Here is an 11,100-nt window from a genome sequence, read left to right as displayed (position 1 = left end):
AAGAAAAAACAACACATCCGGAAAAACAGGTTTCTAATGAACAACATGAGCATAGAGAAATGGATCATGAACAAATGGCTCATAAAAATATGGATCATGCAGGTATGGATCACGAACAGATGGACCATGACCACATGAACCATAAAAATATGGGCCATGAAGGTATGGACCATGGAAATATGAACCACGTAATGATGGACCACGATCACATGGATCATGGAAGTATGGGCGGAATGGACCATTCCATGCACATGGGGAATTTCAAACAAAAATTTTGGTTATCGCTTATTTTAGCTATTCCGATCATTCTCTTTTCACCAATGATGGGAATGGAATTTCCCTTCCAAATTACATTTCCTGGATCAGAATGGGTAGTTCTAGTTCTTGCGACAATCCTTTTTGTATACGGCGGACAACCATTTTTAAGTGGTGCGAAAATGGAACTCCAACAAAAAAGCCCTGCAATGATGACCTTGATTGCTATGGGGATCACTGTTGCATATGTATATAGTGTCTATTCATTTGTTGCAAATTTGATCAATCCGCAAGCACATGTAATGGACTTCTTCTGGGAATTAGCCACATTGATCGTCATCATGTTGTTGGGGCATTGGATCGAAATGAACGCTGTTTCAAATGCTAGTAATGCATTGCAGAAATTAGCTGAATTACTTCCCGAATCTGTTAAACGTCTGAAAAAAGACGGTACAGAAGAAACTGTTTCTCTCAAAGAAGTAAAAGAGGGCGATCATCTGATTGTTCGTGCCGGAGATAAGATGCCAACAGATGGTACGATCGTAAAAGGTGAAACGATCGTGGACGAATCTGCGGTTACTGGTGAATCTAGAGGCGTGAAGAAAAATGTAGACGACCAAGTTATTGGTGGATCGATCAATGGTGATGGTACGATTGAAATCACTGTAACAGGAACTGGCGAAAATGGTTATTTAGCGAAAGTCATGGACATGGTACGAAAAGCCCAAGGTGAAAAATCAAAGCTAGAATCATTATCAGATAAAGTAGCCAAATGGCTCTTTTATGTTGCATTAGTCGCCGGCATCTTGGCTTTTATTGCTTGGTTATTCTTAGAGAATTTACCAGATGCGCTAGAACGAATGGTTACGGTGTTCATTATTGCTTGTCCACATGCGTTAGGATTAGCGATACCTTTAGTAGTTGCTCGTTCTACCTCGATTGCAGCCAAAAATGGCTTGCTTTTAAAAAATCGCAATGCTTTGGAACAAGCAAATGACTTAGATGTCATCATGTTGGATAAAACAGGGACATTGACTCAAGGCAAATTTACAGTGACAGGTCTCGAAGTGTTAACTGACAACTATACAAAAGAAGAATTGCTGAAATACATTGGTGCTTTAGAATCCGCAGCCAATCATCCGTTAGCGATTGGTATCATGAACTATCTAAAAGAAAAGGATATTGCCCCATATGAAGCGTTGAACCAAAAAAATCTAAGCGGTGTTGGTCTAGAAGCAGATGTTGAAGACCAAAAAGTGAAGATCGTCAATGAAAAAGAAGTGAAGCGCTTGGGGTTATCAGTTGATGCAAGCCGAGTAAAGCCTTACGAAGAACAAGGAAATACAATAAGTTATTTGATTATTGGAGAACAACTTGCGGCAATCATTGCTCTAGGTGATGTAATAAAACCAGAAGCAAAACAATTTATCCAAGCCCTTAAAGAAAAGAACATCACGCCTGTCATGTTGACTGGCGACAATCAAAAAGCCGCACAGGCAGTAGCAGAATATTTGGGTATCGAGAATTATTATAGTGGATTGTTACCTGATGACAAAGAAGCAATCGTGCAACAATATCTTGATAAAGGTAAAAAAGTGATCATGGTTGGTGATGGGATCAATGATGCTCCTAGCTTGGCACGTGCCACGATCGGAATGGCGATTGGTGCTGGGACGGATATCGCGATTGATTCGGCAGATGTTGTGTTGACAAACAGTGACCCTAAAGATATTTTGCATTTCTTGGAATTGGCAAAACAAACAAGAAGAAAAATGATCCAGAATCTTTGGTGGGGTGCCGGTTACAACATTGTTGCTATTCCTTTAGCGGCGGGAATCTTAGCCCCAATCGGAATTATTTTAAGTCCCGCAGTGGGTGCAGTATTGATGTCACTAAGTACAGTAGTTGTTGCTTTGAATGCACTAACGCTGAAATAGTAAAAAACTAAAAGAAAATCAAAAAAGACAATTCTTAAAATAGCAGAAATCAAATGGACTTTACGCAGAGATGATTTCTTTTAGCTATAAGAGGAATTGTCTTTTTTTAACACGATTTAGTTATATCTATTTTCTGATCGCATCCGCAACAGCTTGATACATTGTTTTATCAAATGGGGTAGCATGACTGCCATAGAGGAGCGCTTCATAATGTGTCGTTAATTTGATGAAACGATCATTTAGTGGATAGTTCGCTTCAAAGCGCATGCTGTATGTTACGAGATCTTCTTCTGGTGCTCTAGGTAGCAGACGCTCGCATCCCCATAGTAGAAAACGATAGGCTTGTCGTTCATTGACAATAAATGACCGAAGACAGAGAACATAAGTAAACCAATATAATTTTTTGCGATAAAGCCCGAGAACGACAAGCACTAAAACAGAAAATAGCGCAAAGAACAGAATTTTATTATTTTTTTTCAATGTGTCAGTTGTACCATTCTCAGTAGTGGTTGTTGTTTCTGAAGAGGAACGTTGTGTATCTGCAGGTTCACTGCTTTGTTCTGCTACATCTGAAGCACGCGGCGCACTGGTCGTTTCTGGAACTTCCTGTTCAGCAGTTGCGGGATTTGAAAAAGCAGGAGTAGGTTCAAAAGGGAGCCAACCAAAGCCAGGGAAATAAACTTCCGGCCAAGAATGAGCATTGCTGTTTAAAATCGTATATATTTTGTTATCATCTTTTGTACCCGTTTGATAGCCCCCTGTAAATCCTTTGGCCCAACGAGCAGGAAGCCCAGCTGCTCTAAGGAGGATCACCATAGAGGTAGAAAAGTTGTCACAATAGCCTACTTTCGTATCAAATAAAAAAAAGTCTACATAGTCACGATTTTCTGGGGTATGTTGTGCATCGATCTTTGAATACCGATAGTTCCCTAACGATTTTAGGTGATCTTCAATTGCTTTTACTTTTTCAATAGGAGAAGCAAGTCGATCTGTGAGTTCATTTGCTAGATTTTTGACTCTTTCAGGGAGTGAAGAGGGCAACTGTAGAAAATTTTCAAGTCGCTTTTTATCATTGGCTGAGATCTGAATAGTTTGTAGGTTATCAGGCGAAGTGGAAATTTTATTGATAGCCATGGTAACCGTAGTATCTTTTTTGGCTCCAGTTAAAATGAAACGGTTCGATTGCTGCAAAAAATAGACAGGCATCTCGTTTTGATCAGGCAGAGTAGTCAATTGGATATTCCCATAAGGATAAGGAATGTAGGCTTGACTTTTTAAAGATAGCTGGGCAGTTTGTGGTGTTGCGTCAGCTTTTTGATATTCTTGAAGTCCGTAAGGTATATTTTCCACTGGAGTAAGAGGAGCATTTGGATCTTCATTCCATCCTTTACCAGTATAATCAGTCTTGTTTTCCACTTTCCAGTAGTTGCTTTCAGGTTGTACAACTGTAAAAACGGCATCGTTGTTATCATATAGAGGGCCACCAAGTTGTTCATCATTTTCACTGAATCCAGTTTTAGCGGTACCAGTAGCTTGATAGTTGTTGATTTTGTCATAGAGTCCTTCTTGGTTGAGGTAATCTCTGATTGGTTCACTTTTTTCTTCTAATGCTTGATTGAATGTCGGCAAATAGGAAGGAAGTGTCGCACTGATAACTAAAAGGACAAGTAAAGTTAAATTTGTAAGTAATAGAAATTGGCTTTTTTTATTGCTAGGAAGGGTAACTAACAGTTGTCTGAAAATCAAATAGATACATAGGACGGCCACGACAAAAATCATTTCTTCAAATAGATCGAAATCCCTAAAAATAGTCAACAGCATAAAGTATACAGTTATAAGTATAAAAGGAATCGGCCATAGGTCATAATCAATCACTAGCAGACAGGTGAGATAGATCAAGCATAATATCAGACAAAAAGCAGTTTTTGCAGGAAAATAGTTCAATTCTCCCTGAAACAATTGCCCGAGCTCTAATGAAATCTGTGTATAAAACTGTGAGAACCAACGGAAAGAAAATGGTGTTTCAGGAAAATAACGAACAAGTGCACCAATAGCTAGAATAATATAAAAAGGTAGTCGAAGTAGTTTTGAACGTAAACCAGCAGTAACGGCAGCAATCAAGCCAATGACCAAAACAAGGGACAGATACTCTGGCAACTGATTCGCAGATAGAAAAACAGGTACTGGGACACTAAGTATAAAAAAACAATATATCGCACGAAGCCATAGTATTCTTTTATCAGTCATCTTTCGTACCTCCCTTGACAGCTAGACGAGCTTGTTTATTTTGAATGACTAAGTGATTGCTTTCGAAATAAATAAAAACGACAGTGGTATTTTTAGGGTTTGCCTCACTAAATGCTTGGAGTGCGTCGGAAAGTCTGGGCGTAAAAATGACAATGTGTGGGCTATGAGCATCTTTTAAATAGGCGGTTGCCTTTTTTTCATCAGTCACAGGAAATGGCTGTAATTTGGCAAATAATTGATTGATTGGTTCATTCTGGCTAAAATGATCCTTTCCTAAAACGATCATTTCCGGATTTTTATCTTTAACTAATTGGTAAAAAGAATAATAGATATCCAATGTTTCTTCGAAAAATGGGCCATCTACTCCCCAAAAACATAGGCTGATCTCGCTTACTGGCTGTTTTTCTTCTGTTTCACGATAAAGCCATTCTTGACTATGTGCCGATAATTTCCAATTGATCCGATTCACTAGATCACCATAGCGGTAAGGTCGATACTCTTTCAATTCCTCTCCACCTTTTTGGGGGAATTGCCTTTGCTCATGGATCAACTGTTCAAACAGTTTGTTGGCTTCTTCTTCACAAAACCGGGGAAGAACGGTGGTATTGAAAGGAATCTCCAGCTTGATACTTTTACGAAACAACCCTAAAGGATCATAAGCAATCAGTTCGAGCATGACAGTTTGTAAATTGCCTCGGTTTGGCCAGCTGAGGGTCGTTTGCACGCCTTGTTTCTTTTTTGATAGGACAAAAATCGTTTGCTGTTGGGGAGAGAAGTTCTCAGAAAAGCGAATAGTTAAACGAGGTAAGGGAATAGAAAAGACTCGTGCTTTCGAAAAATAAACAGTTGTGACAGTTGCTTTTTCACGGTTGATGAAGGCTGGAACAGAACTAGAGACTGCTATTTTTCGTAAAAGTGAACCTAATGAAAGAAAACTCCATAACAAATAAAGTGTGGTAAAAGTTGCAAGGAACCAACCCAATGAATTATTGAAAAGAATAGCAAACCCCACAAATAAAAAGTAGATACCGAACAACAAGGAGTTAGTCAGGTAATTGAATAGTTTTGTCATCTGCTCACCTCACTGGTATGGGAACATGAGAAACTAAGTCTTTTAGAAACTCTGTGATCTGTGTTTTGCTCAATGAAGCATCATGAAACATCAGACGGTGAGCAAATACAAAAGGAGCCAATACTTGGAAGTCTTTTGGCGTAACATACATGCGACCCTGAACAAGAGCATAGGCTTTCGCTGCATGAATAAATGCTAGACTTCCTCTTGGACTAATGCCTAATTTGATTTCAGGATGTTCTCTGGTTGCTGTCACGAGTTGTAAGGCAAAAGAAGCAACAGCAGGGTCTACGAAGACTTGATTCACCTCTTCTTTTAAGGAGGTCAATTCTTCACTACTTAAAACAACAGATAAGGATTGCCGATTCTGTTCATATTCATTCATCAATAGATAGAGTTCTTCTTCAAATGAAGGATACCCGATTTCCAATCGAAATAAAAAGCGATCTAATTGGGCTTCAGGTAAAGGATATGTTCCTTCATATTCGATGGGGTTCTGGGTAGCCAAAACAAAGAAATGCGGATCTAAAGGATACGTATGATTGTCGATCGTTGCGTGTCTTTCCGCCATCACTTCTAAAAGTGCGGCTTGAGTTCTTGGGGTGGTTCGATTGATCTCATCAGCTAAGAGAATTGTCGTAAAAACTGGTCCGGGTCGAAATTCAAAGGAGTGGTTTTGAGAATTATAGACTGAAAACCCCAAAATATCACTGGGAAGGAGATCCGGTGTAAACTGGATGCGACTAAAGTTACCTTTGATTGCTTGAGATAAAGCTTTGACAAGTAAAGTTTTACCGACACCTGGTATATCTTCGAATAGGACGTGCCCATTGGCTAATAAAGCGACAACCATTAACTGAATCGTCGAACGTTTACCAACAATTGCTTTTTCTAATTCAAGAATCAGTCGATCCACTTTTTCTTTGGATGACTGGATTTGGTTATTCATCCTCTCATCTCCTTCTCATGAAATTTTCTGCTCTACTTCTATATTTTAATTGAAGGGTATCGTTCAGACAAGCAATGTCTCTTACAACTCGAACGAATGAAGTATAATAAAATTAAAAATAAATTAATGGTTTATAAAAATATTTTTTTGTTTTTTTTTCGTACTTTATATATAGAAACTAGCTATTTGCAATTTTTCTTTTTTATGAATCAGAGTAAATGGATTAAGTGAGGTAGCTTCAATGAAATGGCAAAAACTATTAACAAAAAATGTACAAAATTTATTTTTATTGATCCATCAGATGAAGGATCTAACTTGGAAAAAAGCAGATCTAGCGGAAAAGTTAATGGTAGACGTGAAAACGATCGACCGCTATTTAAAAAGATTAGAGGAAAAGGATATCCCGATCCAATTGATCCAGCAGAAAAAAAGTGTTTGTTTGATCTATAACAAAGGATACAGCGAACCTTATTTATTATTTGATTTTTTGATCCAGTCTTCTTCCTTTTGTTTATTAAAAGATTTGATCCTCCAAAAAAAATATCAGCAAGTCTATGATCGTTCTTCACAGGAACGCTTACGGAAGTGGTTAGGGGAATATCATCTTTCCTTTTCATATAAAAAGGGACAAATCTATGGTGCTGAACGAAAGATCCGTTATCTGATCTTTTGTTTCTTAAGAGATTTTCCACATTTTTATGTTGAAGATACAGAACGATCTTTTTCAGAAGTGTTTATTCAGCTATTGGAGCAAAGAAAAGAAGTCTCAGAGGTAGAACTGTTAAATGAAAATCAGACGGTGTTCTTTGAGATGTTTCCTGAATTGCTATTTTTAAGAGAACTACACTTATCAGAAAAAGAAAAAATATATCGATGTATTTTGCGCTTGAGCTGCAATATCATCATCGAGAAACGTTGGGAAAAAATCGAAGAAACACAGGATTACCGTAAATTAATGATCGTTACTGAAAAGCTAGATTCTTTATTTTGGCTGACCAGCGAATATGAAAGTACGAATAAAAAAAGCATCACACGGGTGATTTATCAAGAATGGTTGCGCTATACGATCGGTATTCATGAACATATAGTCAAGGAAGAATTGCAAACATATCATGAATTTCTGAAAAAGATACCTAATTGCCAAGAGAAACTAAGCCAATTTCGAACAGCTTTACAACAAGCACTCGATTATCCAGCAAGTGAGTGGGACTTGTGTTTACTAAAAGTATTACAAGAGCGTGGCTATTTGGAACTTTATCCGCCAGAAGTGAAGATCGTCTTTTTTTTTCGTTACGACCATGAGGAAGCGAGAAGACTGGCAGCTGTTTTAGACAAAACACTTAGACACCGAAAACGAACAGCGATTCACGTATGTACGCGAGCAACACCGCCCAATTATGCACAATTGATCATTACGGATCATTTTTTCCCGTTGGTCAATAATAAGGACCAAAAAACCTATTTCTACCAATCTTCCTTTGGCATCGACCGGCTACTTTCAGATATCGATTACTGGATCGATACAAAAAATTGAAGGATATTTTCTTCGGATGTTTTGGATATGCTATAATGAAACAGAGTAGTAAAGGAGGATGTCCATTGGATTTAAAGAAATTAGAGGTGCCCACATCTTCGATCACAGAGGTAAAAAGATCACCGATGGATGTGTTTGACCAAGCGAGAAAAGCCGAAACTGGGGTATATATATTCAACCGAGAAAAAGTTGCAGGTGTCATGCTGACTCAGGAACAGTACGAAACCTTGTTACAGGAACTAGCAGACTTGCGAGAATCGGTGAAAGAGGAAGTGCGGATCAATGAAGAAAGTAAACAAGTACTGGATAACTTTACCGATCAGTCCACGTCAGTTGTTTCAACAACAGAAGGGTTAGAAGAATTAGTTCAAAAGTTAAAACATTCTTTGATCACTGGAGTAACGGTATCTGCTAAAAATTTAGATGAACGAATGGTGGCATTAGGATTCATTACAAAGAAAACAGGTTTTGGCGGCGTAGTAGACATGTTAAATGAGTTGAATGCGACTGGGAAAATAAATTACCAGTTACGGAAGAAATCAAATAACCGCACAGTGATTGCTGAGATCATTGGTGAACAAGATAGTCAGTCACAATTATTCGACAAGATCGTGATCAAGAAAGTGTATCTGCATGAGATATAGGTAGGATTCAGTCTATCATAGGACATACTTTAAAAGTTTCAGAAGAAGCCTCGGTATACAAATAAATCACACTAAAAAAGAGGGAGCAGACAATCGATGACGAAAGTCTCCTCCTTGTTTTATATTTTATTTAAATATGTTTATATTCTGCTTTTTTTGAGTAAAAATCCGTGCCCAAAAAATACCCATCACTTGTGGGATCAAATAAATGACAGCTAGTAGCAGGATAAGTTTGGTCGGGCTAAATGGCTGATAAAAAAAGTGCCAATCTGTATAATAGAGACATGCTAAATAGGAAGTCACAGTCGTAGCGATGTTCCCTGGAATCAAAAGAAAGAGCTGGTCTTTTTTCTGCATGATAAAACCAGTATAAAATGCCAGAAAAATTAATCCAAATATAGAATGATAGCGGTAATCTAGCAACAATGCAAAATAAATATACGGAACTAAAAACAGGAGTAAAATACATTTTTTTAGATATTTTACCATGATGTTTGTCCTCCAAACCTGTGTATTCGATTCTCCCCCACAACTTTATTTTAAGATCAAAATAAAATTAAGCAATTCCTTTTTCATATTTTGATGGTTAAATGAACAAACTCTCATTGCGTTATCTCTAAAAAAAAAGATTTTCCCCCTAATTTTTTTAGAGAAAACGCTTATAGTATGATGAAAGAAAATCGTGCATGGGAGGAAACGAATGAGAAAGATAATAAAAGTTGAACGTTTGTATTTGTTTTTTTGGTTTTTCCCGATTTTCTTGGCACCATTTACATGGGTAAATGCGGTAGTACAAGGGGCAGAGATTTTAGGATTGATCCAAGGTAGCGGATTTGTTGTATCAAAGAATTTTCCACTTTTAACGATGTTTTATTTTTTTATCAGTGTGAGTTTGCTACTTTCAAATAAATTCATTAAAGCTTATAACTGGCATATGCTCCATTTTTCTTGCATGTTGGTTTTTGCCTCGTTTTTCTCAATGTTGCCGCGGATCATCGTTGGTCCTAATGGGCTAAGTGAAAGCGGGTTAAAAGATTCTGCTTATTCAGCAATGTATTTTTTAACAATAAAGCCAAGTTTCTATCTAGCAATTCTCTCATTCTTTTTAGCGGCATTTTTTTATTTTTACACGGAAGTTCGAACAACAAAGATGATTTCAGAGCGCGGATGACACTGATTGGTACGCCCTTATAAATAAGTACAGGAACAAACATTGTCGATGAGGACTCTGTTTGTTTTTTTCGTTTTACCGGAAATTTACATAAATTAACTGGATATTTACACCATCCACACGTAGGATTTACAGTACATTGGTACACTTTACTTGTAAATAAGAAAGGGGTATATCAATGAAAAAAGTATTATTCTCTTTAGGTGTCCTAGGTTTTCTTTTAGCTGGGTGTGGTTCAGGTTCTGGAAATACAGATGGTTCCGCAGCACAGAATAGTTCGGGTAATTCAAATGAACAAGTAAAAATCGTTGCGGTGGGCTCAACCGCTTTACAACCATTAGTTGATGCGGCACAAGAAAGTTTCGTGCAAGAAAATCCCAATTATCAGATTTCTGTCCAAGGTGGTGGGAGCGGAACAGGCTTGAGCCAAGTTGAAGCCGGAGCGGTCACGATCGGTAACTCCGATGTTTTCGCTGAAGAAAAAGACGGTGTCGATGCCAGCAAGCTAGTGGACCACAAAGTTGCTGTTGTCGGAATGGCACCGATCGTTAACAAAGATACTGGTATAAAAAATATCACCAAACAAGAATTGATCGACATCTTTACAGGTAAAATCACCAATTGGAAAGATCTAGGCGGAAAAGATGAAAAAATCAGTGTAATCAACCGAGCAAATGGTAGTGGTACCAGAGCAACATTTGAAAAATGGGGCTTAGATGGTGCTACTCCTATCCAATCACAGGAGCAAGATTCTTCTGGCATAGTTCGCCAGATCGTGGCTCAAACGCCAGGCTCGATCAGCTATTTAGCATTTTCTTACTTGGATGACACGACACAAGCGTTAAGCATTGATGGTGTAGAACCTAAGGAAGAAAACGTTGCAGATAACAGTTGGAAAATCTGGTCGTATGAACATATGTATACAAATGGTAAACCTTCCCCAGAAGTGAAGAAATTTTTAGACTACATGATGAAAGAGGATGTCCAACAAGGCGCAGTCAAAGAACTAGGTTATCTGCCGATCACTTCAATGAAAGTCGAACGTGATGCGAAAGGAAATTTAAAATAAGTTACCCAAGGCTGGAACAGAAGTATTTCACTCATAAAGAGTGGCTTCTGTTCCAGCTTTTTTACTACGTAGAATATAAGCGACAGTGTGCCTTGATAGGTATGCTTTTTTTGCTTGAGCAACTAGCATATAACAGGAATGAAAGACATTTATCAGCCATTTCATAGGCTTTTTTTCGATAATTGTATTATTGTATTCATAAGAATAACAATCGAGGTAAAA

9 protein-coding genes are annotated in these 11,100 nt (G+C 37.9%); 5 read left to right on the top strand and 4 right to left on the bottom strand.

Annotated features, from left to right (window positions below):
• The first annotated feature begins 59 nt into the window (after positions 1-59).
• Positions 60-2,192: a copper/silver-translocating P-type ATPase CopB gene (gene copB, locus IGI47_RS10115; RefSeq protein WP_438784462.1), complete on the top strand. Its 2,133-nt coding sequence runs from the start codon at positions 60-62 to the stop codon at positions 2,190-2,192.
• Between the two features lie 126 nt (positions 2,193-2,318).
• Here the strand turns inward: copB and IGI47_RS10110 are convergent, their stop codons facing one another.
• From IGI47_RS10110 to IGI47_RS10100, 3 genes are read right to left on the bottom strand one after another with little or no spacing between them, the layout of a single operon-like run.
• Entirely contained in the window at positions 2,319-4,439 is a 2,121-nt protein-coding gene (locus IGI47_RS10110; protein ID WP_438784117.1) for a transglutaminase-like domain-containing protein, read from the bottom strand.
• Entirely contained in the window at positions 4,432-5,511 is a 1,080-nt protein-coding gene (locus IGI47_RS10105) for a DUF58 domain-containing protein (RefSeq protein WP_438784116.1), read from the bottom strand. The genes IGI47_RS10110 and IGI47_RS10105 overlap by 8 nt, the downstream gene beginning before the upstream one ends.
• Before the next feature lie 4 nt (positions 5,512-5,515).
• On the bottom strand, positions 5,516-6,460 hold the full coding sequence (locus tag IGI47_RS10100) for an AAA family ATPase (RefSeq protein ID WP_438784115.1): 945 nt from the start codon (positions 6,458-6,460) through the stop codon (positions 5,516-5,518).
• Positions 6,461-6,701: 241 nt separating this feature from the next.
• Here IGI47_RS10100 and IGI47_RS10095 point away from each other — a divergent pair, with 241 nt between their 5' ends.
• A complete protein-coding gene (locus tag IGI47_RS10095; protein WP_438784114.1) occupies positions 6,702-7,994 on the top strand; it encodes a helix-turn-helix domain-containing protein in 1,293 nt (430 codons plus the stop codon).
• A gap of 65 nt (positions 7,995-8,059) precedes the next feature.
• Positions 8,060-8,638, top strand: a complete 579-nt coding sequence (locus tag IGI47_RS10090) for a hypothetical protein (protein ID WP_005875594.1) — start codon at positions 8,060-8,062, stop codon at positions 8,636-8,638.
• A 126-nt stretch (positions 8,639-8,764) separates the two neighbouring features.
• Here the strand turns inward: IGI47_RS10090 and IGI47_RS10085 are convergent, their stop codons facing one another.
• Entirely contained in the window at positions 8,765-9,127 is a 363-nt protein-coding gene (locus tag IGI47_RS10085; protein ID WP_438784113.1) for a hypothetical protein, read from the bottom strand.
• A gap of 211 nt (positions 9,128-9,338) precedes the next feature.
• Between IGI47_RS10085 and IGI47_RS10080 the strand changes: the two genes are divergently transcribed.
• Both IGI47_RS10080 and IGI47_RS10075 read left to right on the top strand, forming a co-directional pair.
• Entirely contained in the window at positions 9,339-9,809 is a 471-nt protein-coding gene (locus IGI47_RS10080) for a hypothetical protein (RefSeq protein WP_311929298.1), read from the top strand.
• A 178-nt stretch (positions 9,810-9,987) separates the two neighbouring features.
• The gene (locus IGI47_RS10075; protein ID WP_438784112.1) at positions 9,988-10,878 is read left to right on the top strand and encodes a phosphate ABC transporter substrate-binding protein PstS family protein; all 891 of its coding nucleotides are present in this window, start codon (positions 9,988-9,990) and stop codon (positions 10,876-10,878) included.
• Positions 10,879-11,100: the final 222 nt, after the last annotated feature.

The organism is Enterococcus sp. AZ191 (assembly GCF_051713845.1).
Classification (GTDB): domain Bacteria; phylum Bacillota; class Bacilli; order Lactobacillales; family Enterococcaceae; genus Enterococcus_B; species Enterococcus_B durans.
This window is presented reverse-complemented; position numbering and strand designations above follow the sequence as displayed.

What these genes read in the sequence shown, in the direction of transcription:
- IGI47_RS10095 (WP_438784114.1), top strand. Translation starts at nt 6,702, where the DNA reads ATGAAATGGCAAAAACTATTAACAAAAAATGTACAAAATTTATTTTTA.
- copB (WP_438784462.1), top strand. Translation starts at nt 60, where the DNA reads ATGGATCATGAACAAATGGCTCATAAAAATATGGATCATGCAGGTATG.
- IGI47_RS10085 (WP_438784113.1), bottom strand. Translation starts at nt 9,127, where the DNA reads ATGGTAAAATATCTAAAAAAATGTATTTTACTCCTGTTTTTAGTTCCG.
- IGI47_RS10075 (WP_438784112.1), top strand. Translation starts at nt 9,988, where the DNA reads ATGAAAAAAGTATTATTCTCTTTAGGTGTCCTAGGTTTTCTTTTAGCT.
- IGI47_RS10080 (WP_311929298.1), top strand. Translation starts at nt 9,339, where the DNA reads ATGAGAAAGATAATAAAAGTTGAACGTTTGTATTTGTTTTTTTGGTTT.
- IGI47_RS10110 (WP_438784117.1), bottom strand. Translation starts at nt 4,439, where the DNA reads ATGACTGATAAAAGAATACTATGGCTTCGTGCGATATATTGTTTTTTT.
- IGI47_RS10105 (WP_438784116.1), bottom strand. Translation starts at nt 5,511, where the DNA reads ATGACAAAACTATTCAATTACCTGACTAACTCCTTGTTGTTCGGTATC.
- IGI47_RS10100 (WP_438784115.1), bottom strand. Translation starts at nt 6,460, where the DNA reads ATGAATAACCAAATCCAGTCATCCAAAGAAAAAGTGGATCGACTGATT.